A 25,877-nucleotide genomic window follows, 5' to 3' on the forward strand; every position below is an offset into this window, starting at 1 on the left:
TATTCGTTATCGATTATTAACTATTCTTTTATTTTTACATGAAAGTTTACTATAATCATATTACGGGTCCCAGTTCTTAAAGTCTGCTTCTTGGAATGTCGGAGGACTTTCATCGCATGAATTATATACAAACCGGCGATATTCAATCTTATTATGAATATTATGAATCTGCATCTACGTCTTCAACAACCATTGTATTTATTCATGGGACGGGGCTCGACAGCAGCTATTTTCACTATCTTATACCGATCTTAAGGCAGCAGTACTCCATACTGCTTTATGATTTGAGAGGCCATGGACAAAGTGAAGACGGCGGCAAGGCCGCAACTATAGAATTGCTCTGCGATGATTTATTATCGTTGGTTCAAGCCTTAGGTCTTCACAACCTTGTGATCGTCGGTCACACATTCGGAGCAAACATCGCTGTTCATTTTGCCGATAGGTATGAAACGCTTATCGAAAGTCTGATATTGATCTCGCCTCAGGCTTTTTTGCCGCTGCCTCCGTTGGCCAGTGAAAAGGAATTGCGGGAGGAGCTGGCAAAAGCTCGAACATTGGATAAGTTGGGAGAATTCATGGTTCAGCGTTTAACCGTAAAGCATAAAGACCACTCGATTGCAAAACGGATCATTCAATCCTATGCCCGGCTGCCCGTTAAAATGTATATGAATCATATAGAAATCGCCTGTCAATTCAAGCTCGAGCATTTGCGCCGGATTCATAAGCCTGCATTAGTATTATCCGGCGAATCGGATCCTCTGTTCCCGCCTTCTTTCACCAGCCTTTATAATTCATTTCTTCATCATTCCAAGTTCCTCATTGTACCGGACTCATCGAATATGGTTTTTTTCGATCAGCCGGCGGTTACCGTGGAGTGGATCATGAAGTTTATTCAGAGGCCGAAAAGCATTAGAACGGATACTTATGTTTTTACTGACAGGTTCCTGCAGCTGCTTATGCTGGAGGGATATAACCGGCTTGTCGCCCGGAATAAGGTATCCATTCAATGCATGGGCGGCTTTGAAGTCCAAATGAACGGCCGGGTGATCCGGGAAGGCTGGAACACCCGATATGCCAAAAATATCCTGATCTACCTGGCATTTCGCAAAACCGCAACAAGGGAAGAGCTGTGCGATATGCTTTTTCCGGAGATGACCGCCAAAAAAGCGCTTGGCAATCTCAGGGTGTATCTGAATCATTTTGCGAAGCTGTTTGAAGCCCGCCCTGAAGAGCCGCCATGTCTAGCCATTGACCGGGATTCGATTTATTTCAAATGCGCCGTTGAATGCGATTTGGCGGATGTCATGGAGGAAATGAACCGGAGCCTGGAGGAGAAGGATTCCATGCTGAAATATGCCATGTGCAAGCTGATTCTGCCGCGCGCCACCCAGCATATTCTGCCGGGCTGCTTTGACGCTTTTTCTCTCTCCTTAAAGGAGAAGTTTGCACAGGACTGGGAAAAACTGGCCATATGGGCCGCGGATTACTGCTGTAAGCTGGAGCAATTTGAGGAGGCCGCCCAGTTTATCCGCAGCTGTCTGCATTCCTATCCCAATGATGAAGGCTTAATCGAACGCATGGTAGCGATTCAAAAATTAACCAATAATAAAAAAGAACTGCGTAAATGGACCCGAAAGAAAAAAGCATCGCGCCCCGATCATTCTCGGGAGACGTGATGCTCTCTTCTATTCTTTATTTTGTTTCAATAATTGCATTTCACCAAGACACTCCGCACAAATATGCCGTTCTCTGAATTCGCTCACCAGTTCCATTGATCCGCAAAAGACGCAGCGCGGACGGTATCTCTCCAGAATGATATGATCTCCGCTAACCAAAATCTCTACAGGATCTCCCTCATTCATTTGATACCGTTTACGCAAAGACTTCGGCAGCACGATCCTCCCCAATTGGTCGACTTTTCTAACAACACCTGCCGGTTTCATGATCTAGTCACCTCGCTTATCGATAACTGTCTGCTATTTTACTTTATACAGTTCGACGCCTATGAGGGAATTCCTTCCGTCTTGTTCATTTCAACCCTTGAAAGCCGGTTTGCCTCAGTCCCTCATATAATATGATGGCCGCAGAATTGGATAAATTCAGCGAACGAACCGCTTCTGTCATAGGCATCCTCATCAGTGCCGTTGGATGCTGCTCCAAAATCTCGGCGGGCAGCCCCTTCGTCTCTTTGCCGAATACCAAAAAGTCTCCATCCTGAAATGAAAACTCCGTATACAGCTTGTCCGCTTTGGTCGTTGCAAAGAAAAAGCGTGAATCTTTGTACTTATCCTTCACTTCCTGGAATGAATCATGATATTCGATATTCACCGCGTGCCAGTAATCCAGACCCGCACGTTTTAACGTTCTGTCATCCGTATTAAATCCCAGCGGCCTGACCAGATGAAGCCAGGTTCCCGTAGCAGCGCAGGTTCTGGCGATATTGCCGGTGTTTGCGGGTATTTCGGGTTCAACCAATACGATATGAAATGCCATTTGTCTTGAGTCCACTCCTCTTTCAACGTCAACCACTAGACTACTAGATCTTTGTCAATTTTAACATACATTTTACGCTTTCTTAATACAAGGATGATCCAGTGATGCCATAATACAAATATCAAGTGCACATAAAAAGGAGACTCTCGAATGTTGAAGAAAAAAATTCTTGTCGTTGACGACGAACCTTCGATTTCGATGCTCATTGAATTCAACCTTAAATTGGTTGGCTATGATGTTCACTGTGTCTATGATGGAGAATCCGTATTCAGTGCAATCAAGGAATATCGACCGGACCTTATTGTTCTTGATCTGATGCTGCCCAAGGTGGACGGTTTCCAGGTCTGCCGCCGGCTTCGCTCCCAAAATAACCTGGTTCCTATTATTATGCTCACCGCCATGCATGATCTTTCCGACAAAATTGCAGGACTCGACAACGGTGCGGATGACTACATGACCAAGCCCTTCAGCCCGCAGGAGCTGATCTCGCGTATCCAGGCCATATTGCGCCGCTCCCAATTGCTCCCGTCCGCAGGGGAAGATACCCCGGTCACCATCGGAGAAATCGAGATCCTTCCGGAGCAGCGTGAGGTGAAAGTAAGAGACGAATTCATTGAACTCACGCCCAAAGAATTCGACCTGCTCCTGTTCCTTTGCAAGCACCGCGGCAAAGTACTCAGCCGGCAGCAGCTGCTTCACGGCGTTTGGGATTATCATTTCCTGGGGGATACGCGCATCGTCGATGTCCACATCAGCCATCTGCGCGACAAAATCGAAAATCAAGCGCGCAACCCCGAATATATTGTAACCATTCGCAACGTCGGATACAAATTGATAGAGCCTGCTGCCAAAGAATCTTTGGCCTAAAAGCAAAAAAGAGCATCGCCCTTATCGGCCGGTGCTCTTTTCTTTATTCTGATCCGGGTCACCTATTCCACAATGACATTGATCGTCACATTATTGGCAACCCCCGTGTAATTCGTCAGGGTTCCCGAAACGGTGATGTTTCCGCTCTCCAGCGCACTTCTTAATTTCCCGACGGAAACACCATCGCCTTGAGGATCAAAGGCGGTGCCGAGCAGCTCTTTTATTGTCGCCTGAGCTGTACCGTTTGAAAAGTGAATCCTTTTGGTAATTCCGGCTTCCGTTATCGCAAGCGTGTCGGCATTGCTTGAAGCATGGATCAGCAGACTCTCCAGCATCTGGGAATCATCCAGGGATTTGCTCAATGTGAATGTAATGGTATTCCCGGATGTGATGACTGCCGGTTCGGCATTCCCATCGATGACAGCGGCAGCGCCTATTAACGTAGGCACCGAGTCATTATTCCCCTTGATGATGGTTAAAATGACGGGAGATTGTTTTCCATTCGTATCGCTCAATACCCCGCGCACCGTAATGTTTCCATTTTGAAGCAGCTCTCTTAGCTTTTTGACAGATACGCCATCGCCCTGCGGATCCAATGCGGGGCCGAGCAATGTTGCGACCTTCACCGTTTGTTGGGTACCGCTGGCAAAGGATATTGTTCTGGATTGCCCGCTTTCGGAAAACGTTAGAGCTTCGGCGCCACTGGAAGCTGCGACCGTCAGGCTGGTGAACATGTCTGTATCCTGCAAAGCATCGTCTATAATGAAGGCAATGTAATTGGGCACATTCGTGTGAATCGAAAACGCTTTGCCCCCAATAACGGCGGATGCAGAGGTGATTTCCGGAACCGGTGCACTCGCAGGTTTGACGATTTTCAACTTGACTGTGGATTTATTGCCTGTCTTATCGGTCAACTCTCCTGTCAATTCGAGGTTTCCTTCGAAAAGATGCCTTCTCAATGTGCCGACGGAAACACCGTCACCCTGCCGGTCAAAATCAGGGCCAAGCAGATCGGCTACGCTCACATGAGCAGTCCCGTTCTGGAACGTTACCGTTCTGCTCACACCGGATGACGTAACGATTAATTTGTCTGTGTCCGATGAAGCAACAATCGTAAAATCGGTTATCATATCCGCATTGTTCAAAGCGTGATCCACATTGAATGTGACCTCATTATTCGTTCCGATGACGAGAGGGACGGACGCTTCACCGATCTTGACAGATCCCGAAATAATGACCGGCGGTTCGGTATCTCTAATAATTCCACCGCCACCACCGCCGCCGCCACCGCCAATGATGCCTCCTCCTCTTGGCCTGCCCAGTTCTTCAATTTTTTGCTCGGCATCCGCCAGCTTACTCAGATTTGGAAAGTCCTTGTCCGTTGCCCCCAACTTCCGCGCCGCCTCAACTTTAGCCCTGGCCTCTTCCACGGCCGCTTTATCATCGATCGTTAATTCTGAAGCATCGGGTAATGCCGCGATGGCCTCATTGGCCGCTTTCACTGCCGCCGCCAATGCTATCGCCGCTTCCAGCTGCTGGACTTTGCTCTTATACAACGCCTGATTTAATTTAAATTCATAAGCCAATCTCGCCAGAGCTTGCCTGTCGGCGGCATCCAGCGGGCTAAACCGCAGTGTTCCATCCCCGTTATCGATCCCCTTCAGGAAGCCGATTTTGAATGCCAAAGAAACATGCGGCCTCGCCCAATCCGAAATCTGACCGACATCGGAAAGAGAAGCATCAAAAGGCAGCTTCACCGCCAGTGCTTCCAGATTGAATGCGCGGATAAAAAATACGGCCAATTGCTCTCTGGTCACAGGGCTATCTGGTGAAAACGTAGTCTGGGATGTACCGTTCGTAATGTTTGTATTGAGAAGTGCTCCTACATATCCTTTGAACCATGAATTTGCGGGAACATCGGCAAACACATCGGCGGACGCCCCGTCTTCTTCCAGTCCCAAAGCAAGCACCAGGACTTTGGCAAGATGTGCCCGTGTCATCGTTTCACGGGGTTTGAAGGTGCCGTCTTCGTAGCCCGAGAGGATCCCGTCCTGCACTAAGGACCGGATTTCTTGTGCGGCATAGGAATCGGCAATATCGGAGAAAGGATGCGAATTCTCCGCGGCCGTTCCGGCTGCCGAGTCGGGAGCTTCCGTCTCTGCGGAATTTGCGGTGCTTACACTGAACAGCGAAATTAACAAAGCAACGATTAAGAGGACGGACAGATGATAACGAACCGTTTTGATATTCATGGAATACAAGCGGCATTCCTCCATTTTCTTGATTTAGATTTTTATAAAAGCTTTCAATACAAAACACTATGGGTTAAATACAAGTGTCAGTTGTTTTGTCCCGCCGGATTGAAGGGTGACGGTGGCCGGAATACTCAACGCCGTTCCTCCCGCCAGCGACCTTAGCGTGCTGACCGATACGCCGTCGCCCTGCGGATCGGCACCTCCCAATATTTGGCTTACATCAATATGGACGGTACCTTGATCAAATGCAATGCTCTTCGTCATTCCCATGGCGGTAACGGAGATCGACTGGACATCAGGGGAAGCCTGAATGGAAAAACCGGTAAAACGATCCGAATCTGCAATCGAGCCTGGTAACGTAAACGAAATCACGTTGTCTTCTCCAATCTCGGCAGCAATACGCTGTCCGCCGATATTTGCAAATGCGGACTGAATCCACTGCCCGCTTTCAGGCTGGGAACCCGACGACTCCAGATCAGTTATTTTGGCTTCGGCCTCTTGCAAAAGGTTCAAATTAGCGAAATCCGTATCGACAGCGCCTTTGGATTTGGCCGCTTCTACTTTTTCCCGAGCCTCTGTTACCGCCTGTTTATGACTCAAGGTGAGCTGATCCACGGAAGGCAGAGCCTCAATGGCATCTACCGCCGCTTGAATCTCCCGGACCGGCAGCGCTCCGGTTACGGTTACACCGGAATCCCGACCCTTATAACTTAATGTATAAACAGTCCCTCGCGTCTGGGTGGACGTCGTGAGTACGATGACCTTGCCCCCGCTTCCCTCTTTCAGCGAAGCGTTCTGTACAGTCAGCCCGTTATCAAAGGCAAAATCGCTGCTGCTTACTGTACTGACGGCAAGGTTGAATGTAACTTCCACCGTGGTTTGATCGATTGCGGTCAATTGTTGAACAGCAATGCTTCCAGGCGCGGTGGTTGAGCCTGTACCTCCGCCTGCACTTGAACCAGGTGGTGTCTTCGGCGCTCCCGTACCCGATCCGGCAGGACCGGAAGGCTCCTTCGCGATGCGGTTGGCAGCCTCTATGAAGGAATCGCGGTTAAAATTAAACTCGAAAGCCAATCGGGCCAGCGCTTGTCTTTGCGTATGTTCGCCCGGAGCAAATCTCAGAGTCCCGTCCGCATTAGCGATCCCCTGAATGAAGCCTATATGATAAGCCAAAGCAACATAAGGTTTTGCCCAATCCGACACCTGATCTATATCCGTAAAGGGCACCTCAAGAGCCAGCTTGCCGGCTTTGTCTTCCAGACCAAACGCACGTATAAAAAAACCGGCTATTTGTTCTCTGGTCACGGGTTCATTCGGAGAGAACGCTGCTTGTGAGGTCCCTCTCGTAATTCCTGATTTCGCCAATGCTCCTACGTAACCTCTATACCAGGCATCCTCCGGAACATCTTCAAACTCTGACGCCGCCTCCGGATCTTCGGCAAGCTTTAAGGATAGAACGAGAATTTTGGCGAGATCGGCGCGGGTTACAGCTTGGGCTGGCCGGAATGTTCCGTCTTCATAACCGTTGAGGAATCCCGCCTCTGCCAAACGCGAAATTTCTGCTGCTGCATAGGATTCATTCAAATCACTAAAAGCTACATTGGCACTAACCTCGGCAGTTGCAACCATACTCACTAGGGCAGACATCAAAAAAGTACGTTTCCATAAGCGGCTTTTATACCCCAAAATATCAAATCCTCCTCCATCCAAAGCTTATCTATGTATCTATATGATACAAAATGTATCATATTCTCGCTTTTTTTTCCACCATTTATTGTGAATTTTTAATAAATATTTATTTTGAGGCAGCTTATTGCCTTTAAGAGCATCGATACAATTAGTATCGGAAGTGATGATAAAAAATGCCGGGAAGCTCTTTCTCCGGCATTTTTAAGCGAATGTTCTTATCCGTTGCGTTTTTGAAAATCAACCATAAATTCTGCCAGCGCCTTGCAGGCCTCATAAGGAACGGCATTGTATGTCGATGCACGCAGTCCGCCAACGCTGCGGTGTCCCTTGAGTCCAACGAAGCCGTGCTGCTCCGACTCTTTAATAAACTGCTTCTCCAGCTCATCGTCTTTCAGACGGAAGGTGATGTTCATGATAGAGCGGCTGCCAGGATCTACTACGCCGCGGTAGAAACCGCCGCTTTGGTCAATCGCTTTGTAGATGAGGCTCGTCTTCTCACGATTGCGCTTTTCCATCGCGGTCAATCCGCCGTTGTCCCTGATCCACTTCAGCACCAGATTCACCATGTATACCGAGTATACCGGCGGAGTATTGTATAAGGAATTATTCTTCACATGTGTTTCATACCGCAGCATCGTCGGGATATTTTTAGGCGTATCCTGAAGCATGTCTTCCCGCAAAATGACGACCGTCACGCCCGATGGCCCCAGATTTTTTTGCGCACCTGCATAAATCATGGCGAATTTGGAAACATCGACAGGACGGCAAAGAATGTCGCTCGACATATCGCCGATGAGCGGAACGCTGCCGGTATCCGGATACTGCTGATACTGGGCGCCTTCGATCGTTTCATTCGAAGTAATGTGCAGGTAAGCCGTGCCGGGATCCAGTGCCAATTGACTTACATCCGGAATACGGGTAAACTTGTCGGCTTCCGAGCTGGCCACGATCTTCGTTTCACCGAACAGCTTCGCTTCCTTGAGCGCTTTATCCGCCCAAGACCCGGTATGAACATAGCCGCCCACTTGGCCGGCTTTCAAGAAATTCATCGGAATCGCAGCAAACTGCGTGCTTGCCCCGCCCTGCATAAACAAAACCTTGTAGCCGTCCGGGATCGCAAACAATTCCTTAAGCAGGCTTTGTGTTTCCGCATTTAACTGTTCGTACTGAGAGCTGCGGTGGGAAATTTCCATAATGGACATACCGATTCCCTGGTATTCCACTAGTTCTTCCTGCGCCTTCTGAAGCACTTCCAAAGGCAGCGCCGCGGGTCCCGCATTGAAATTGTATGCGCGCTTAGTCACTGATTTCACACCTTCGCTTTTTCATAGGATATACGCTATGATAGCAAAGTTCGTCACGCTTCATCAAGTATTTGTTTACAGGATTCATCAGATTGCCCTACTTTGCAAAGCATAAGGTTATAAAATAGTAACAAACGACAAAAAAAGAGGTGTATCCCCTATGATCGAACCGCGTTGGTTTGTCGCCATCCCTATTCCTGACGAAATACGAACCGTCCTGAAAGAGAACATGGACGTCATGAAGAAACCGTATGCTTTTCAAAAGTGGGTCCATCCCCAAGATCTGCATATCACATTGAAATTTTTGGGAGCAGCCTCAGCGACAGCCCGCCGTCAAATCGTGCAAAGCTTAACCGCACTTACCTCGTCTTTCCCTGCTTTTGACCTGCGTCTAAAAGGATGGGGGACTTTCGGCCGTCCCGCTTCCCCCGGCATCCTCTGGGCAGGAGTTGGAGGCGATCTGCAGCGTCTGTTTGCTCTGCAGGCCGGAGTCGAGCACGCAGCGCTCCAGGCGGAATTTGAGCGTGAAAAGCGCCCTTACAGCCCTCATATCACTCTGGCACGAAGATATAATGGAAAAACTAAATTCCCGTCGGATCCATGGACAGCCGAGTCCGCAAATCCCGATGCCTCCCTGCATGCATGGCAGGTACAAAAAGTGGTCTTGTACCGGAGCCATTTGCACCAGAATCCGATGTACGAAGAAATAGAGTATTTCCCGCTGGTTTATGGCAATAAGGGCTAAAGGGTATTTAATTGTTCACATTGGGGGCACCGGTATACGGCTAAAATAGGAAGAGATACAATTCTAACATTCTTAATCAATACATGATTACATGAACCGCATACAAAGTCCATTCCATTCTCCGTTCCTTCAAAGAAAGGGCTGAGGTCTTTGTCAGGTTTCTGTAAGACCGGAAAAGTAATCTTCTCTGGGTACTCGACTATCGTCATCTTTCTTTCCCTTGGTACTTTTTTCACAATTCTTGGCGGCATGATACATCTACCTTCCCGGTTTAGATACAATTTGTAACATAATTTTAGCCAATTTAGTCGATTTTATCAATAGTTTAATGGTAGATTTTCACTAAAATAGCATATAAAAAGAAACATTTAGTATCAAAGAAGGGGGGCTCTTATCTTAATCTATAACGAATCATAGGATTTCATCGCAGACCGTACGCTTTGGAGATCATATAATGGGTACAAAAGACTTAAATTTTTATTCAAATTTAACCAAGATATAACAAATTCATATTGTCCCAAAATGTAAATTCGTATATGATAGGTTCACAACCACCATAAAACGAGATAATTGGCAAAACCATTGAAAAATGGTGACGCAAAGCTATAGGGGCTACCTTGAGCTATTCGCTTCAACATGCCAGCCAGTTGCCGAAAACCGGCTTCCGTTGGAATGATGTGGGACTAATGGGAAGGGGTTGGAACATGAAGAACCTAATGAAACATGATGTAAAGGACCTAATTGATCAGGATGTACAGGAATTAGTGAATTGCTTGCATCTCCCGGAAAATGAAATATTGGAACGATTTTCTTTCACCCATGAAGGGGAGATCTTGTCCAATGAAAATGCAATGAGGTTTATCCTTTTTCTAAAATCCGAATTGTTAAAAGAGTGCACCGGATGAGTGCACTTTTGTTTTTGTTCACAACCGTCAAGTCTGTATTTCATCTATAAAGCGGCGAGATTTACTAAGAGTCTGCGACGGCTGGGTTTTCAGATCGGATTCTATCAGATGATTTATATAATCTCCACTTACCAGATAAGGCAACCTTGTACCCAAATTTAAGGATACCAGTATTTTCTGAACGTCAATTTCAATTTTATTATTCATTATTTGACCACCCGATTAATAGAATCTTCATAAACCGTCTGTTGAACACTGGCTGTGTCGGTCTGCACGTAGCCGCCAGCCGCAGAAGCTTGATTCTCAAAATGCTTTTTCCCAAACACGATAACCGCGATATTTGCCACGAACAACAGCACTACGATGGACCATTTGAAAAAGTTCAATTCCGCATACCTCCGATATAGGTTTACAGAGGTAACCTTACCAGCTTTATACTAAAAAGTAACTCGAAGGATGTCGGTAGAAAAAAAAGATTTATAAATTAAATCATTTTGACTATCATAGGCTGGCATTTCTTCATAAAGCCGAAACATTATGTATCTAATCCGTTGGAATTATAGTAATATGATACTAAATGGTGCATGAAGGGAGAAACGAGACGTTTGTCGATTTTATGGGGGATCATCCTTGCCATTGCCGCTTGTTATCTGCTGTTTATTTTTCCGACTCAATGGTTGAAGGTGGAGAAAGTCAGACACTCGCTGGGATTAAACATAAAAATATTACAAATCAGCGATATGCATATAGAACGGCTTCGGATTCGTCCCGAGCAATTAAGAAGGGTCATACAACAGGAGCGGCCGGACTATCTGTTCCTTACGGGAGATTATACAAAGCTGGAAGCGTACCTTCCTTTATTGAAGCGTTATCTGAACGTGTTCCAAGCAAGCGGCATCCCTGCCTTTGGCGTGCTCGGAAATCACGATTATCAACAGCGGAAAGTGAGCAAACTCATCAAGCTGCTTCAGCAAAGCGGAATCCATCTTCTGCGTAATGAATCGGTTCGGCTTCCCGGGTTTGAACTCATCGGGATCGACGACTACGACAGCGGCAAAAGTCGTATCGGCGAATCCTTTCATGGAACAAACACCGGCCGCCCGCGCATTGTGATTACCCATGACCCTAATATTGTACTCGAGATGAGGGAGCGGTTTGATTATCTTATGGCGGGGCATCTCCACGGCAAGCAATTGAATATCCCTTTCTTTTATCGGCTTCGACCAATGGGAAAGCTGCCTGCTATGGGAATTTATAAGGGGCTGCATCGAGGGCCATACGGAACCTATTATATCTCCAAGGGGATGGGGCAGACTGGAGTCAATGCTCGTTTTCTTGTCCGAAGCGAAGTTACTTTGCACTTTTTATAAAGCCCCTTATACCAACTAGACCGCCTAAGCATGACTGTTATATTGGCTCAAACAGCTCCTGACCTCGTCAATACTTAAGCCGGAGGCCCGTACCTCCCTAACCAATTGAACCCATTCCTTCTCCAGATATTCGACCTCACACTGTCCTTCTTCTCTAATAAGGTTATGAATATCTACACTAAGAACTACAGCAATTTTGTGTAAAAACTCGATGGAAGGATTATGTTGAATATTTCTTTCGATGGAGCTCAAATACGATTTGGCCACTCCAGCCCGGCTCGCAAGTTCCGAGAGTGACAAACGCTTTTTCTGCCTCAGTTTTTGTATACGCTTTCCAATCATAATATCACCTTTAAATTAGATAAATTAGTATCCATTGATTTTAGTCAACTGTTTTGCAATCGACTTAGCGCCTTGGATTGTGCTTGGCTTTTGAGCGATTCATACTCCTGCTTCCACGCGTTCGGTCCGGTATCGTTTAAACCGGCATCGCGCAGTTCTTGTTTTGCGTTCTGAATAATACGATCGACTTGCCCGCTGCACCGTTTCTCCGCATCAGCTATTTTTTTGAAATATTTGTCCTTGATTGTTTGAAGTGCATCATTATCCAATTGCTCCTGATCACCCATAGCTGCCGAAATTTCATTTACGATCCCGTTAGCTTCAGCCTGGCATGTATTCTTGAGCTTCTCCAGCTCTGCTCTATATTTGTTCTCGATTTCTGCCGTAATTCCTGATTTAGGATCCCGCTGGTTTGCAGAAGGAGCGGAAGGAGCAGCCTCAGGGGGAGCAGAGGTGGATTGGGTCGGCGGCTCTTCCGTACTGCTCTGCTGTTTCTTACGTGCTTCAAGCTCCTTTTTAATCTTCTTGCGCTCTTCCTCATCATAAACGCCCACTAATTCAATAGGATAGTTGGGGTCCAAAATAATGAGGTTTTTACCATATTTGCCGGTGATAGCTTTCAAGGCATCTATTTCCTGTTGACTGAGTTTTTGAAGCAGTAAATCCCGTATATGTTGTTTTTCCTCATTGTTCAGCTTATCGGTAGCCTGGCCAAGCAAGAAATAAATATCCCGCATGGACAAGCCCGAATTTAACAGAATCGCCGCTGCATCCATCGCATCCTGCTTGCTGATCGGTTTATTGGCGAATTCATTGGCTTTTTCCAGCGTATTCCCCAATATAGGAGATGTGCTTTCCGGTTCCTTCAATTTACCGTTGTCCTCTTGCACATGCTGACGCTGCACTATATCTTCAATCGTTGTTGAACGAATCATCCAGTACATGTAGCTAATGTAAATCATGAAACCAAGGGCGATTGCCAATAAGATCAGCAAACTCCATTTAAACCAACGCGACGGTCGTTTTAGAATTCCACTCAAACCGTATCACCACTTCTTTCTATCATTTGTTTGCATAAATAATAAGTCATGATTCCAAAGGCAGCCCCGCAAGTATCCAGGATAACATCCGATATCATCGGCGTCCTGCCGGCCGTATAGATCTGATGCATCTCATCCAAACCCGCGTATATCCCGCAAAAAAGAAGGGAAAGAACCATGTGTACTTTCGCCTTCCTGTGTATTATTCTTGCCGACAATCGGAATACAAGAAAACCTAAGACCATATATTCCATGATATGAGCCAGCTTTCGAATGAAAAACTCCATAAACGCGGCAGCCCCATTCTTATGCACACTGATCTCTTTCCCGCCATAGTTCAGCTGTACTCCTGAAAAACGCTCTTTCACGACTTGTTCTGCCTTACTATTTTGAAGCCATGGTTTCAGATCCTGCTTTTCATGGGGCTGGGCCGACATCAGGAAAATTACCGTCATCCAACAGAGGAGCGGAATCCAATGGTTCCAGAAGGACACGCTCCTTCTGCGTCTTTTCATTCTCAAACGTTACGCATCCTTTTCATTGAATTCACTGACTGAACGGCTTCATAAGCTGCGGAAATTAGCTCATTTTCACACACTGTCTTTCAATATCTGCCCAATTCATATATAACCGGACGATGTCCTCTTCTACCAGCTCGTTGCCGCTCTGTACTTCAATGATTTCCAGATCCGTAATGGCCCTTATACTGTGTCTTGCCCGTACCGGGATTTGAATTACATCTCCCGCGGCTACATGAATCAATTTATCATTAAGCACAAGTTCGCCTTCACCCGATATGATCGTCCATGCTTCACTTCGCTTCAGATGGAGCTGGTAGCTCAAGTTTTTCCCCGCATGTACTCCGATCCGTTTGGTTAACACTTCTTTACCGTCTTTTTTCGTGTAATCTAATACTCTATACCAACCCCAACGCCTTTCTTCGAACATAGGTCTTTGCTCAATATCCTTCATAATTTCTTTTATTTTGGCGCTAGCCGATTTATCTGAAACCAATATGCCGTCCGGACTAACAGCGACAACCAAATTGGAACAACCTATGATCGTTACCGGTATTTCCAACTCATTAATCAGATGTGTGTTCTTTGAATCCGCACTGATTATCCCGCTTCCTATTTGCTGTGTTTCAATCTCTTCCGTTAATGTATTCCAGGTTCCAAGATCCTTCCAGAAACCGTCATACGGCGCCACAACAATGTGTTTAGCCTTCTCCACTACTTCATAATCAAAGCTTAGTTTCGGAAGAGCATCATAATGCTTCACCAGCTCTTCATATTGAATCGGCAGCCCTCTCTGTATCAGCATGTTGATCACATAATCTAATCTAAATGCAAAAACCCCACAATTCCAAAGCGCACCTTGTTCAATCAAAAGTTTGGCTTGGTCTTCGTGAGGTTTTTCTCTAAAATGATCAACAGTCCTGTATGGTGTCAAGACTTCATTTTGCGATTTATCCGGAACGATATACCCATACTTTTCGGAAGGATACGTAGGCTTTACGCCCATAAGTGCTATATCCGCGCCTGAATCATGGACGATCGATTCCAACTCCTTTACTTTGTGGAAAAAGTGATCTTCTACGTAAGGATCGACAGGCAAAACCGTAATGACCTCCTGCAAACTTACACCAACAATAGAATAAAGATAGGTGGACATTAAGGCGATTGCGGGAAAAGTATCGCGGCGGTTCGGTTCACATACGACATTCACCTCGTGGCCCAGTTGGCTGTAAATCATTTCTACTTGTCCCAGACCGGTTATGATGTACGACTGGTTCGAAAGTCCGGCGGCGGATATCTGCCCCCAAACCCTTTGCACCATGGATTCCAATTCCTGGTTTGAATTTTTCAGCACTTTAAGGAATTGCTTCGATCTGGAATCGTTGGATAATGGCCAAAGGCGTTTGCCTGAACCTCCGGATAATAATACAAGTTTCATAGAATCCACTCCTCTGATTTTAAACAATATAAATAAAAACTGGGCTTGCACAAAAAAGCTGCTTCCTTTTCTATGTCGAACAATGTCTTCGTTATGTCATGAGTCATGGAGCAACGGACTCCTGCTGCTGCATATTTATTTCTCCATCCAATTTCGCCGATGGATATTTATAGGTCCAGGTTAGATAATAGTTCGAATTCTTACCATAAGAATTATCTAACAATATATTTTCCTTATCCAAAAGACATGCTAATATATGTCCATGAAGCCTGGAAGTTCTCACTTTATGGTACGTACTAAAAAACTTGACCGATTTACTCACCAGATAATCAGCGTATTTATACCAAAACGGTTGTACGGGAAGTATATTGCCAACAGCACGATCCATTTTATGCAACTTCATAAACATTCTTGTTATTTTTCTATCGAGTGGCGTCAATAATGTTGACCAATCCTTTTGGTCATGTGTAGAACTTACATCCTTTTGATACGAATGATTGATTTCAATATCGGTTCTCAGAAAATGAAGCTCTTCCTTTTCCGCCTTGCCGGTTGGTTTCATTGGCCACAAGTGATGGGCCATATCAGGACATAAATACACGAAACACTTATGAAACTTTTTCTTTGCCATTTCATAGTTGTTTGCGTCTCTTACAAAAACATGCAAATCCTTATGCCTATTGAATATGACTGCTGTTTTATTGAATTCATTTTCGCTTTTGAAATAAATCGTTTGGGGCAGGATGACAATACGGTGCTCCGGATAATTGTCGATAATATATTCCCTTAATGACTGATGCTGTAAATACATGTCTCCAAGATTGCCTCCGCCTTGAAGTACGATTGTCCACTCCTTGGGAATATACATCCCTTTTTTAAAATTAATACAACTGAACCTTGCTTTCACCTTATATTGGTTATCCCTAAAAAACGCCTCTGTTCCTTTCATGATCAGCAGATCGCCAACGTTATTATAAACGGGGTAATCAATATAACAAATTTCTGTTTTTGGAGGGACTACCTTTAAAATTTGTTTGAGTTTTTCCTTGATCTCCTGCATAGGGTGTATGGCATTCATACAAGTCCCCTCCTCTTTAAATTAAGTACACTTTTCAAGTATTGATAATCATCTTTGTTGTATATTACTTGTTTAAGGGGAATTTTCAAAACGATGGGGAACGAAACCAACGTTATGGCCAGCCGAATCATCGCTCCGGTTAACAAAGCGATACTTATTCCAATCAAGCCCCAGATCGGAGCCAGAATAAAAAACAAGCCTACCGTTACGATTAAAGCAATGGCTTGTCTTACAACAATTAATCCTGGTCTGCCAAGTGCATTAAAAGCCTGTGCCAATATCCATGATCCTCCTCCGATCACACACTCCCAGGATAATAGATAAAATATGAAGCTGGAACTGATAAAATCTTTTCCGAGAAACAGCTGAATCAGAAAGGGCCCCAATAAAATAAAAGGAATGATAATCATGCCCATGATGATCATTGAGATCCGGAAGCCCCTGCTCACTTTGGTAACAATATCGGATTGATCCAGTCCTGTCACTTTCGGAAATATGACATTGCTGACCGCGGTTTGCAATACGTTAAATACTCGGGATAACGTAAAAGCAACAGAATACAGGCCGAATTCGCGGGGGGTAAGCAGAGTAATAATAATGATTTTGTCCAGCTGCCCTGAGAGTACTCCCAACAGTTCCAGGATAAAGACCCTAAGACCATAACGTGTAAAAGGAACAAGCAGCGAGTTGTTCCATTCCCATTCCCATTTCCATTTATCTTTGATCTCGCGAATCATTAGGTAGATCGCCCATACAGTCACTAGGAAACTAACCAGGAAGTTATTGAGAATCGCAGAGTAAACCGTAAGTTTACCTAACTGCCACAACAAAACAAGTCCTATAATATTAAACGTAGGAACGGAAAACCGAATCAGATTGTATATTTTGAACTTGTCGAGACTCTGAAAAACCGCCAATAAAAGATTGGTTACCAACAGTAAAAAAATATGAAATACAATTAAAGATTGTGATAATTCAATAATAACAGGCGGATATTTCGCCATCCAAGCCGGCATCTGCCACCAGGCGATCCCGCCTACAACAACACTTGCCGGGAATTGAATAAATACGGAGTATAACAGATAAGTTTGTATATTATCTTTGCCGCCCTTTTTCATATGGTAGATTAGTGAATTGGGCAGTCCGAGATTAATTAAACTGGATAAGAAACCCGGCCAAAATAACGCCGCCGCTAACACTCCTCTTCCTTCAACCCCCAGCATTCTTGCTGTGATTACAGTAGTTAATACTGTAACCGCCAAAATAAATACATTGAAAAACATCGTTTGAACGATGGTGCCGAACATGCCGTTCCCAAAAAATTTGGTTCTTCTTGATAGTAAGCTCATCACACACTCCACAAGAACTTAATATAATCCGTCATTTTACTCTTTCGATGAAATCTGCAATATGACTCTGATTCACGTCAGGTCTGCCGATCGAGTAATAATTCAATCCGGTCTCTTCGATGCGTTCCTTGGCATACACGTTTCTGCCGTCAATAAATACCGGCAGCTTCATCAATTTTTCTATGTTTTTCAAGTCAACTTCTTTGAACTCGTTCCATTCGGTCAACAAGCAGACGCCATGGCAATCGATGGCTGCATCTGTTATACTGTCACACCAAACAATGTTCTCATGGTTGACAACTTTTCTAAAGTTATTTATTGCGATCGGGTCATAAACTTTGATTATACAACCTTTCTTGATTAGTGTTTCAACAATTTCAATAGACGGAGCATCTCTTACATCATCGGTATTGGGTTTGAATGCTAATCCCCAAATCCCAATGGTTTTGGAAGAAAGGTTCCCCAATAGATCTTCAAGTTTATTAATGACATTGAATCTTTGATGTTTGTTTACTTCGACAACGGACTTCAACAACTTAAATTCATAATTGGCATTTCCGGCAATCTGAATTAATGCTTCCGTATCTTTAGGAAAGCATGATCCGCCGTAGCCGATCCCGGCATTTAAGAAGGATGGACCTATACGTTTATCCAGCCCCATTCCTTTGGCAACAAGTGTGACATCGGCGTTCACTTTTTCGCAAATATTTGCTATCTCATTGATAAATGAAATTTTAGTTGCGAGGAAGGCGTTGGAGGCATATTTGATCATTTCCGCGCTTCGAATATCTGTAACGATAATCTGGTCCGTGAGAGTTGAATGCAGTTCCACCGCTTTTTGTTCCGCCGGCTTGCTATCCGTTCCAATGATAATGCGATCCGGATACAAGGTGTCCTTAATGGCGGATCCTTCTCTGAGGAATTCGGGTACAGAAACGACGTCAAACGGATGTTCTGTCAATTCATATATCATTTGTGCGATCTTTTCATTGGTTCCTACAGGAACCGTACTTTTGGTCATGATGACTTTATATTCGTTGATCGCCAGCGCAATTTCTCTTGCTGCCTGCTCTATATACTGTAAATTCGCCTCACCGTTTGGCAATGATGGAGTACCGACTGCAATGATAATAATCTCCGATGCTTGCACCGATTCAGACAATTCATTAGTAAAAGACAGACGTCCGGCTTTTACGTTTTTGTCTATAAGTTCTTTCAAACCCGGTTCATAAATGGGTACCTCGCCGCGCTTCAGCATCTCTATTTTCGTTATGTCTTTATCAACACAAATCACCTTGTTTCCAAGTTCAGAAAAACAAACGCCGGAAACAAGGCCAACGTAACCTACACCTATCACACTTATATTCATATAAACACCCTCTATCCGTTTTTGTTACTCTCCCGAACTGATCATTTTCTATTTATCTCCGGTTGATCTCATCTTTTCATTACCGAAGTCAGTGTATAACGTACAACCCCTAATCTATACATTAGTTTTGCCAAAATATGGATTGTTTTCTTCTTCTCTGATAAGTTGAAAAGGATGTAAACAAGGTAAAAAACGATTCTAATGTTGGAACCAATGAAAAACTTGAGTCTTTTTAACTTTTTTTCCACCCTGATTACATCGCTTACGCCCTGCCAGTATAATCTTCTGAGAAACCACTTTTTATTGATTCGATTAGAAGCGATCGTATGATTGACAAAAGCATACGGAGTATACATAATGATGTAATCCTTCCGTATTTTACGGATCAGTTCCGATTCTTCTCCCGAAAGCAAATTATTCCCTACTCGCCCCAAATCCGTTCGAAAGCAGCCATATTTCTTGAGGACGTCTTTTCTAAACGCAACATTCGCTCCGAAAGGTATGGAATTGTGATCCATTTCAGTGACTTTATCCGAGTAGTCCAGTATGGTATACAAAGAGTAATACCTTTCAGGCAGCCAGGTTGGAACGGACTTTTCCCAAACCGGATTGATTTTCCCACCTACGCAGGCAACCTTCTCATCTTGAAAGCAATCCAAGATGTGTCGTATCCAATCCTGACAAGCAGTCGCATCATCATCCAAAAATAAAATAAACTCGCCCTTTGCCTCTGCAATAGCTCGATTTCTGGCATAAGACAAGCCTTTATTGACTTCCAGGACATACCTGACATGATGCTCTTTTTCTACAATGGGCATCACTAATTGGGCTGTATGATCCGTGGAATTATTATCGATAATGAGAATTTCGTATTCTGTATCAGGATAGGACTGTACCAGCACACTGTTTATTGTTTTTTCCAAATATTCCGCCCGGTTAAAGGTACATATGGCCACAGTTACTTTCATTTTAACAGCCTCTTATCTTATTTAGATTAAATCCAACTTTATTCCGTTGGATTCATTTCATTAGTTTAACTGTTCGATGATTTTCACTCTGTGCTTCCAAAAACATTTCTCAACAACCCATTTTTTTCCGTTTTCTCCCATTTGTTTTGCCAATGCTTCATTTGTCAGCAGTTCTTTTAACTTCACACGGATCTCTTCCGCATTCAACGGATCTACAAGAAAACCCGTGGTTTGATCCAATACCGCTTCAGGAATTCCGCCGCTGTTTCCTCCAATGACCGGCAGGCCATAATAATTGGCTTCCAGGAATACGATTCCGAATCCTTCTACATCGCCATTTTCTTTAATTTCTCTGCTTGGCATGATAAAGATATTCGAGCATAAATATAAGCCTTCAAGCTCATCATTATCCAAGGTTCCTGTAAATATCACGCTTTGGTTCAACCCATAGTCATTCGCTATTTTTTCCAATGTTTTCCTATAAGGACCGTCACCGCATATGACATACCGAATATCAGGATTATCTCTGCATATCGTCTTTAGAGCTTTTAGAACAACGTCATGGCCTTTACGTTCAACCAACCTGGAAACCGTTAATATGACTTTTTTGTTATGCAAATCATAGCGGTCTTTAATCTCTGTTAAATTATGCTTTACATCTGGTTTTTCATGGATTCCTGGTTGAACGATGACGATATTTTCATTAGAAAAACCCATCTCCTTCACTTTTTCACTCGTATACTTGCTGTTGCAAATGATTTTTTTCGAGTGTCTTAATATAAATAATAAGGATTGATATGTTCTTTTGGTGTTTTTCAAACTTAAAATGTCCAACCCGTGAGTATAGCAGTAATAATCAACATGCAATACCCATTTGGCTATAGGCCCGACAAGGCCAATGGGATAGACATTCCCAAAGTGGATTTCATCATATTTGATTTTGTACTTTAAATAAATCAAGTATATGATTAATTTGAACAGTACGAGGACATTTTTAAACTTATTGCCCTTCATTGAAGTACGAAATATTTTATATGTTTGTTCATGATCAAATTCTTTTGCCTTTTCGTGTGTGTGTGTCAGTACAAACGAATCGGCAGGATTTAAATTCGAAATGATGCCATGAACGTAATTTTGTATACCGCCGGCTTCCGGCGGGAAATCAATACTGACAAACAGCCGCTTTTTCATAATACCTCCTTTTTACTGACGAATGATGGTTAAGACGGTTGCCTCATGTCTGCAATCATCATTTGGTCATCGATTTGAATATCCTATTACATATGCTGCGACAGGAAAGCTTTCTTGGTCAGTCGATTATAGATTTGTGAAACATCTCTGGATTTATTTTTTGCATCAAAAAATTTTTTGACATTTTCATATCCTGTTGAAGATAGGCTTTCGTACTGATGCTCGCTTAAATCATAGATTTCTTTAATTTGATGTGCCAAATGATCAATATCTCCGTCCTGACAAATAAAACCTCCTTCAGTCCTTGCAATAATTTCGTGTGCTCCTCCGGAATTCGCAACGATTACCGGGGTTTTTGCAAGCAATGACTCTATGATGACTCGACCGAATGGCTCTTTATCCGAGAAATTAATCGTCACATCACATTCACCCATAGCTTTAATCGGTGTACGGGTATGACCTTTAAAATTAATGTTGTATTCAAGCCCTAATTCTGCTACCAGATCTTTCAGCTGCTGTAAATAAACATCGGACCCATCTACGGCCGTATCGCCATAAATGTTAAGCTTCCAATTGGTGATGTTGAATTTTCGGGTAAATATGGAGAGCGCCTTGATGATATAGTCATATCTTTTCCACTCAACGATTCTCCCAATTACTCCAATGACTAATATACCATCTTCTTTAAATTTTCTTTGCTTCTCTAAGCTTGCATCATTTTTTTGCTCAATTCCGTTATATACAACAGCACACTTTCTCTTTACTTTTATCGTGCTTTTTACGAAATCCGATATACAAATGACTTGATCGAAAAAATGGGGGAGCAGCCATGTATAAAATTTGGATTCCATTGCATCTCTATGATGCCAAATGGTTTTCGCTTTTGTGAAGTATTTGGCAAATAGTACATACCATGGAGCTCTCCAACCATTGGCATGAACAATATGAATGTTGTGCTTCCTGACCAAATGAATGATTGCCATATTTCGTTGAATATAAGCTGCAATGTTTTTTTTGATGCTCCCCAATTCCATATGCAGCCGTTTATGAGGAGTTTTAATTTCATCTACATATTCGGTATCCTGCGGACAAAGCAAATAAATGTTATACAGGCTTGTGTCCATATGATTGATAAGATGAATCAGACTTTGCTCGGCTCCACCCTTCTTCTTGGAATGAGTCACATACATCACATTCATCTTATGATCATGAACGGGAGAATCGAAATGATCCAGGTTAGCGGCATGCTTTTCCAATATGAGCTGATTTGAATAATGGGCTTGCACTTCCTGATATCCTAATTCCCCCATTTGCCCGGCCAGATCTTTATTGTTCAACAACTTCAATATTGTTTTCTCCATATCTGCAGAGCTGTCTGCTACTTCGAAGCTGCCTTCCTTTAAATGTATCCCCTCTGCACCGATACTTGTAGTTACGACCGGTTTTTTCATCGCCAACGCATTTAATATTTTAATTCTCATCCCGCCGCCAATTTTTAATGGAACGACGAAAACGTCTGAAGCGGCAATGTAGGGTCTTTCATCTTCGACAAAACCGGTAACATGAACATTCTTTGGATATTGCGATTCATATTTCACGATGCTTTCCGGAGGATTCTTACCGACAATATAAAATTGGATATTGGGTACTTGACGCAGCAATGATGGAAACACGTTTTCCATAAACCACGTAACCCCTTGAATATTAGGCATCCAAGCCAATGAACCTAGAAAGGTTATCGTCGGCCATTCATTTTGCCGGTAATCCAGAGGAACATATTTATTCATATCAACCCCTGCAGGCAGTAAACTTAATCTAACACGATGATTCATTTTTTCCATTAAATTCAAATCTTCCTGCGTAATCATAATGCACTCGTCAAAATCAGCACAAATACTGCTTTCGTAAGCGTTAAGCTTTGCATACTGCATCTGAAAATACAGTTTCTTAATCGGGTTTCGTTCTTCCTCTGCCACTCTTTTCATGATCAGGCTTTCCACATTATGCTGTCTCAACACCACTATCAAATGGGGATAGGTTTGTTTAATAAGCCTCCCGTAATAAGCCATATGCAGATGATCCACGTAAACAATGTCGATATTCAGCTCAGATAATAATGAAAAAACCAATTCTCTCATCTGCCGATTCACGTACTTCTCCATGTTGTAGGACAAAGGCGAGATCAGGTTTTTCATTCCACCTCCTAATGTATTGGCATAGTCAACCGGCACTCCATACACTTGCATTTCCAGCGGGAAAGTGCTTAAGTCATCTTTTTCTTTTGAGTAAAAGGTGCACACCGTGATATGATGACCATATTCCGCCAAATGCTTTAGTGTATTAAAGCTGACAATCTTCCCGCCGTCATTGGGGGGATACGGATAAAGATGTGTTAAAAATAAAATGTTTTTCATTTAATTTTAACCTCATTAAGAAGGATCTGGTCGTAATAACTTATCCGAAACGAATACAGGAGATTCTTTCTCTATTTTCAGGCTGCTGCAAACTAATGTTAAGGTATAAATTAAATATATGGTTTGAGGCTGGAGCAAGCTGCCCGAAAGAATCAAATACATAAAAAGGAATGAAAAAGAAAGTGCCTTAGATTCTACACGTGTCATCGAATAGATAATAAATATCAAAAATACGATGCCGACAATTAAACCATATTCATAAAGCAACTTTGCAATGGTGGAGAAGTTGGCTTTAAATGCCAAATCATACTCATCCACTTTGCCTATACCTATTCCCTTGATTAATAACGTAGCATCTGAACGTTTAATTTCATCGAATGCTTTGTAAGGCCCGATAAATCGTTGAAAGGCACTGGATTGCGAAGAATTAAATTCACCGTATCTACTAATGAGTGCCGAGGAGTATTCACTATTGATATACAGGAAAGAAAAAATAAATAAAACCCCAGCCATTACAAATAATTTCCATAATTTCATGCGATAAATAATAAAAGGAACACTCACGCATAAAAGCAGAATTCCTGTCCCCGAAAATGAGGAGAGTAATCCCAACAAATAGATGAATATGGATTTGATTCGTTTGAAATAGATCAGCTCGATGATGATAGCCACTGCTAAAAATTGCGAATAAAATGATGGTTCCAAAAAAAAGATACCGTTGGATTTGTAAATACTTGAGCCCCATTGAATTGGATAAGGGTTTTGATAATGCTGTTGAACGAACTGGGCCGGCAGCAAATTAAAATAATCTTGGAATTTCCAAATATGAACTGCCTGCAGTACGAATTGGATGATCCCGATCATTGCGGCAGCAAACATTAATTTTTGAAATAAGATTAATAGGTCTCTGTGGAGCTTTTCGGTTATTTCTTTTTGGATCAGTACAAAAGGCGCGTAGCAGATAAGAATGTAAATAACTGAAAAATGGGAATATTCATTTTGAAATAACAACAGGGATAACATCAATACGGTAAACAAATAAAAAAGTATGAATTTTACTTTATCTAAAACAAGTGTCTTTTGAATGATAAGTATGATTATTACTCCATAAATGACCGGAATAATCATTGGTAATTGCTTGTCTCCTAACGGAAGAGCGAATCTCTGGCTAAACACAATAAAAAACAGCAGGAAACCGTAAAGAAAATAAGTTTTTCTTAATCTTTTCGGATCTTCCGGTAACATTGTACATTTCCTTTCCTTGAACCTAACTGTGGGTTATGCATTGATTATTCAACAGTTCATCCCATCTCGATATACTTCTTGTTTTTGAGTAATATTCATCGATTAACTTGTAACCATTGTTTGTAACCTCATAATTCAATTCGACATTATTCATCAGTTTTAATATATACTCAACAAACTCTTCACTATCATCCGTTACAAATAAGCCCTTATTCTCTCCATAAAATATTCCTTCAGCTCCGATGGTAGTGGCTACAACCGGAATCCCTATCGACATGGCTTCAATGACCTTGGTTTTAATTCCTGTCCCAAATAATAACGGAGCAACAAACACAGCCGCATCTTGAATGGCTTCAAAGATGTTTTCCATTTCTCCGGTTACAATAATGTCTTTCTGTCGTGCCAATTCAGAAATTTCGGGAGCAGGAGATTTTCCTATGATATAAAATTTTGCATTGGGACTATGCATTTTTACTTTAGGCCAGATCTTGTTGTAAAAATAAAGAACAGCGGAAATGTTATGAGGAATATCCATTTTTCCGACAAAGACAATTTTATTCTTGTCAATGCTTCGCTTATCCATTCTGTTCTTCGTTTCAAACACCATCGGTATCCCCATACAAACGGGGTGTGTGGTTAGAAGCTGGAACTCCCTTGCCTCTTTTGGAGAAGTAAAAATGAGCTTATCAAATACTTTGGCAACTTCAACTTCATACTTAACTAACAAATAAGATTCAAATTTTAGCAGGAGTGATTGAAAATATTTCATGTTGAACAGCGGCCTAATGACCTTAGGCAGTTTATAGGCAAAACTACCCAATAGCGAGGGCGTATACTTGATCCATTGCAGCTGTCTTTTGTAGCGAAGTGATAAGAGATCATCGTAGCTCATAATTGTCTGTGATTCACATTGAACAATATACTCCGCAAGCCGTACCATATCGTAAAATATAAAATCCGGCTTTTCATGTTCAATAATCTTTTTGATTCTATGATGTGTAGATCTGCTGTAATAAACAGCTACTTGAATAGGCCATTTCCTTCTTATAAAGGAATGAATCACGACATTGTATATTTTCTCAAAGAAATGGGGTGGATCTAATTCAATAACCTTGGAAATAAAATCGGGCTTCTCATTTAGATGTTTTTTTTCATCTACAAAAGATAAGTTGACAATGGAGCAATCCGGGTATATTTCCTTAATTTGCTCACAATATTGAGAGAGTATATTTTTCCTCCCGTCTGTTTTAGGAAACGGGAGTCTATTCGTGATAAATAATATTTTATTCATATCATT

Annotated in this window: 22 protein-coding genes and 1 riboswitch; of the genes, 4 read left to right on the forward strand and 18 right to left on the reverse strand. The window is 42.9% G+C overall.

Going from position 1 to position 25,877, the window contains the following annotated elements; all coding sequences use genetic code 11:
* The first annotated feature begins 116 nt into the window (after nucleotides 1–116).
* Entirely contained in the window at nucleotides 117–1,676 is a 1,560-nt protein-coding gene (locus tag BLT35_RS06145) for an alpha/beta fold hydrolase (protein ID WP_062406801.1), read from the forward strand.
* A gap of 9 nt (nucleotides 1,677–1,685) precedes the next feature.
* On the opposite strand, the gene BLT35_RS06150 is transcribed toward BLT35_RS06145, so the two are convergent.
* Together BLT35_RS06150 and trmL are read right to left on the reverse strand one after the other, a co-directional pair.
* Nucleotides 1,686–1,943: an AbrB/MazE/SpoVT family DNA-binding domain-containing protein gene (locus BLT35_RS06150; protein WP_054817108.1), complete on the reverse strand. Its 258-nt coding sequence runs from the start codon at nucleotides 1,941–1,943 to the stop codon at nucleotides 1,686–1,688.
* Between the two features lie 85 nt (nucleotides 1,944–2,028).
* Complete coding sequence (trmL, locus tag BLT35_RS06155; protein ID WP_062406799.1) at nucleotides 2,029–2,493, reverse strand: tRNA (uridine(34)/cytosine(34)/5-carboxymethylaminomethyluridine(34)-2'-O)-methyltransferase TrmL; 465 nt, start codon at nucleotides 2,491–2,493, stop codon at nucleotides 2,029–2,031.
* A 150-nt stretch (nucleotides 2,494–2,643) separates the two neighbouring features.
* Between trmL and BLT35_RS06160 the strand changes: the two genes are divergently transcribed.
* On the forward strand, nucleotides 2,644–3,360 hold the full coding sequence (locus tag BLT35_RS06160; RefSeq protein WP_054817107.1) for a response regulator transcription factor: 717 nt from the start codon (nucleotides 2,644–2,646) through the stop codon (nucleotides 3,358–3,360).
* Between the two features lie 62 nt (nucleotides 3,361–3,422).
* On the opposite strand, the gene BLT35_RS06165 is transcribed toward BLT35_RS06160, so the two are convergent.
* The 3 genes from BLT35_RS06165 to serC form a co-directional block, all read right to left on the reverse strand.
* Nucleotides 3,423–5,612 (reverse strand): S-layer homology domain-containing protein, encoded by a 2,190-nt coding sequence (locus BLT35_RS06165; RefSeq protein ID WP_175471936.1) that lies wholly within the window; start codon nucleotides 5,610–5,612, stop codon nucleotides 3,423–3,425.
* A gap of 66 nt (nucleotides 5,613–5,678) precedes the next feature.
* Nucleotides 5,679–7,262: an S-layer homology domain-containing protein gene (locus BLT35_RS06170; RefSeq protein WP_217634699.1), complete on the reverse strand. Its 1,584-nt coding sequence runs from the start codon at nucleotides 7,260–7,262 to the stop codon at nucleotides 5,679–5,681.
* A 257-nt stretch (nucleotides 7,263–7,519) separates the two neighbouring features.
* Nucleotides 7,520–8,608 (reverse strand): 3-phosphoserine/phosphohydroxythreonine transaminase, encoded by a 1,089-nt coding sequence (gene serC / locus BLT35_RS06175; protein WP_062406793.1) that lies wholly within the window; start codon nucleotides 8,606–8,608, stop codon nucleotides 7,520–7,522.
* A 160-nt stretch (nucleotides 8,609–8,768) separates the two neighbouring features.
* On the opposite strand from serC, the gene thpR reads away from it, so the two are divergent.
* The gene (thpR, locus tag BLT35_RS06180; protein WP_054817102.1) at nucleotides 8,769–9,353 is read left to right on the forward strand and encodes an RNA 2',3'-cyclic phosphodiesterase; all 585 of its coding nucleotides are present in this window, start codon (nucleotides 8,769–8,771) and stop codon (nucleotides 9,351–9,353) included.
* A 562-nt stretch (nucleotides 9,354–9,915) separates the two neighbouring features.
* Nucleotides 9,916–10,008: riboswitch (cyclic di-GMP riboswitch) on the forward strand.
* 456 nt (nucleotides 10,009–10,464) lie between these two features.
* Here thpR and BLT35_RS06200 read toward each other — a convergent pair.
* On the reverse strand, nucleotides 10,465–10,644 hold the full coding sequence (locus tag BLT35_RS06200) for a hypothetical protein (RefSeq protein ID WP_054817100.1): 180 nt from the start codon (nucleotides 10,642–10,644) through the stop codon (nucleotides 10,465–10,467).
* A 219-nt stretch (nucleotides 10,645–10,863) separates the two neighbouring features.
* Between BLT35_RS06200 and BLT35_RS06205 the strand changes: the two genes are divergently transcribed.
* Nucleotides 10,864–11,628: a metallophosphoesterase gene (locus BLT35_RS06205; RefSeq protein ID WP_054817099.1), complete on the forward strand. Its 765-nt coding sequence runs from the start codon at nucleotides 10,864–10,866 to the stop codon at nucleotides 11,626–11,628.
* A 24-nt stretch (nucleotides 11,629–11,652) separates the two neighbouring features.
* On the opposite strand, the gene BLT35_RS06210 is transcribed toward BLT35_RS06205, so the two are convergent.
* The 12 genes from BLT35_RS06210 to BLT35_RS06265 form a co-directional block, all read right to left on the reverse strand.
* Nucleotides 11,653–11,970, reverse strand: a complete 318-nt coding sequence (locus BLT35_RS06210; protein WP_062406790.1) for a helix-turn-helix domain-containing protein — start codon at nucleotides 11,968–11,970, stop codon at nucleotides 11,653–11,655.
* A gap of 44 nt (nucleotides 11,971–12,014) precedes the next feature.
* Nucleotides 12,015–12,965: a synaptonemal complex protein 1 gene (locus tag BLT35_RS06215; protein ID WP_175471938.1), complete on the reverse strand. Its 951-nt coding sequence runs from the start codon at nucleotides 12,963–12,965 to the stop codon at nucleotides 12,015–12,017.
* Nucleotides 12,966–13,006: 41 nt separating this feature from the next.
* Nucleotides 13,007–13,525 (reverse strand): VanZ family protein, encoded by a 519-nt coding sequence (locus BLT35_RS06220; protein WP_074727348.1) that lies wholly within the window; start codon nucleotides 13,523–13,525, stop codon nucleotides 13,007–13,009.
* Between the two features lie 64 nt (nucleotides 13,526–13,589).
* A complete protein-coding gene (locus BLT35_RS06225) occupies nucleotides 13,590–14,966 on the reverse strand; it encodes a sugar phosphate nucleotidyltransferase (protein WP_062406784.1) in 1,377 nt (458 codons plus the stop codon).
* A 103-nt stretch (nucleotides 14,967–15,069) separates the two neighbouring features.
* Nucleotides 15,070–16,044, reverse strand: a complete 975-nt coding sequence (locus tag BLT35_RS06230; RefSeq protein ID WP_062406783.1) for a polysaccharide pyruvyl transferase family protein — start codon at nucleotides 16,042–16,044, stop codon at nucleotides 15,070–15,072.
* Nucleotides 16,041–17,351, reverse strand: coding sequence for a lipopolysaccharide biosynthesis protein (locus BLT35_RS06235; protein ID WP_175471940.1), 1,311 nt, complete (start codon nucleotides 17,349–17,351; stop codon nucleotides 16,041–16,043). Before BLT35_RS06235 ends, BLT35_RS06230 begins: the two co-directional genes overlap by 4 nt.
* A 73-nt stretch (nucleotides 17,352–17,424) precedes the next feature.
* Complete coding sequence (locus BLT35_RS06240) at nucleotides 17,425–18,762, reverse strand: UDP-glucose dehydrogenase family protein (protein WP_054817093.1); 1,338 nt, start codon at nucleotides 18,760–18,762, stop codon at nucleotides 17,425–17,427.
* Nucleotides 18,763–18,830: 68 nt separating this feature from the next.
* Complete coding sequence (locus tag BLT35_RS06245) at nucleotides 18,831–19,730, reverse strand: glycosyltransferase family 2 protein (RefSeq protein ID WP_062406779.1); 900 nt, start codon at nucleotides 19,728–19,730, stop codon at nucleotides 18,831–18,833.
* A gap of 60 nt (nucleotides 19,731–19,790) precedes the next feature.
* Nucleotides 19,791–20,921, reverse strand: a complete 1,131-nt coding sequence (locus BLT35_RS06250; protein WP_074727308.1) for a glycosyltransferase family 4 protein — start codon at nucleotides 20,919–20,921, stop codon at nucleotides 19,791–19,793.
* 86 nt (nucleotides 20,922–21,007) lie between these two features.
* Nucleotides 21,008–23,335: a glycosyltransferase gene (locus tag BLT35_RS06255; protein ID WP_074727309.1), complete on the reverse strand. Its 2,328-nt coding sequence runs from the start codon at nucleotides 23,333–23,335 to the stop codon at nucleotides 21,008–21,010.
* A gap of 15 nt (nucleotides 23,336–23,350) precedes the next feature.
* Nucleotides 23,351–24,580 (reverse strand): hypothetical protein, encoded by a 1,230-nt coding sequence (locus tag BLT35_RS06260; protein WP_074727310.1) that lies wholly within the window; start codon nucleotides 24,578–24,580, stop codon nucleotides 23,351–23,353.
* Between the two features lie 22 nt (nucleotides 24,581–24,602).
* Nucleotides 24,603–25,871: a glycosyltransferase gene (locus BLT35_RS06265; RefSeq protein WP_062406771.1), complete on the reverse strand. Its 1,269-nt coding sequence runs from the start codon at nucleotides 25,869–25,871 to the stop codon at nucleotides 24,603–24,605.
* Nucleotides 25,872–25,877 lie beyond the last annotated feature (6 nt).

It is taken from the genome of Paenibacillus naphthalenovorans (genome assembly GCF_900099895.1).
Classification (GTDB): domain Bacteria; phylum Bacillota; class Bacilli; order Paenibacillales; family NBRC-103111; genus Paenibacillus_G; species Paenibacillus_G naphthalenovorans.

Excerpts from the sequence above, each read along its gene's own strand:
- thpR (WP_054817102.1), top strand. The coding sequence starts at position 8,769 with ATGATCGAACCGCGTTGGTTTGTCGCCATCCCTATTCCTGACGAAATA.
- BLT35_RS06250 (WP_074727308.1), bottom strand. The coding sequence starts at position 20,921 with ATGAAAAAGCGGCTGTTTGTCAGTATTGATTTCCCGCCGGAAGCCGGC.
- BLT35_RS06150 (WP_054817108.1), bottom strand. The coding sequence starts at position 1,943 with ATGAAACCGGCAGGTGTTGTTAGAAAAGTCGACCAATTGGGGAGGATC.
- BLT35_RS06260 (WP_074727310.1), bottom strand. The coding sequence starts at position 24,580 with ATGTTACCGGAAGATCCGAAAAGATTAAGAAAAACTTATTTTCTTTAC.
- BLT35_RS06240 (WP_054817093.1), bottom strand. The coding sequence starts at position 18,762 with ATGAATATAAGTGTGATAGGTGTAGGTTACGTTGGCCTTGTTTCCGGC.
- BLT35_RS06265 (WP_062406771.1), bottom strand. The coding sequence starts at position 25,871 with ATGAATAAAATATTATTTATCACGAATAGACTCCCGTTTCCTAAAACA.
- BLT35_RS06160 (WP_054817107.1), top strand. The coding sequence starts at position 2,644 with ATGTTGAAGAAAAAAATTCTTGTCGTTGACGACGAACCTTCGATTTCG.
- BLT35_RS06210 (WP_062406790.1), bottom strand. The coding sequence starts at position 11,970 with ATGATTGGAAAGCGTATACAAAAACTGAGGCAGAAAAAGCGTTTGTCA.
- BLT35_RS06225 (WP_062406784.1), bottom strand. The coding sequence starts at position 14,966 with ATGAAACTTGTATTATTATCCGGAGGTTCAGGCAAACGCCTTTGGCCA.
- BLT35_RS06235 (WP_175471940.1), bottom strand. The coding sequence starts at position 17,351 with ATGTTCGGCACCATCGTTCAAACGATGTTTTTCAATGTATTTATTTTG.
- BLT35_RS06165 (WP_175471936.1), bottom strand. The coding sequence starts at position 5,612 with ATGAATATCAAAACGGTTCGTTATCATCTGTCCGTCCTCTTAATCGTT.
- BLT35_RS06220 (WP_074727348.1), bottom strand. The coding sequence starts at position 13,525 with ATGAAAAGACGCAGAAGGAGCGTGTCCTTCTGGAACCATTGGATTCCG.
- BLT35_RS06230 (WP_062406783.1), bottom strand. The coding sequence starts at position 16,044 with ATGAATGCCATACACCCTATGCAGGAGATCAAGGAAAAACTCAAACAA.
- BLT35_RS06255 (WP_074727309.1), bottom strand. The coding sequence starts at position 23,335 with ATGAAAAACATTTTATTTTTAACACATCTTTATCCGTATCCCCCCAAT.
- trmL (WP_062406799.1), bottom strand. The coding sequence starts at position 2,493 with ATGGCATTTCATATCGTATTGGTTGAACCCGAAATACCCGCAAACACC.
- BLT35_RS06170 (WP_217634699.1), bottom strand. The coding sequence starts at position 7,262 with ATGTCTGCCCTAGTGAGTATGGTTGCAACTGCCGAGGTTAGTGCCAAT.
- BLT35_RS06245 (WP_062406779.1), bottom strand. The coding sequence starts at position 19,730 with ATGAAAGTAACTGTGGCCATATGTACCTTTAACCGGGCGGAATATTTG.
- BLT35_RS06145 (WP_062406801.1), top strand. The coding sequence starts at position 117 with ATGAATTATATACAAACCGGCGATATTCAATCTTATTATGAATATTAT.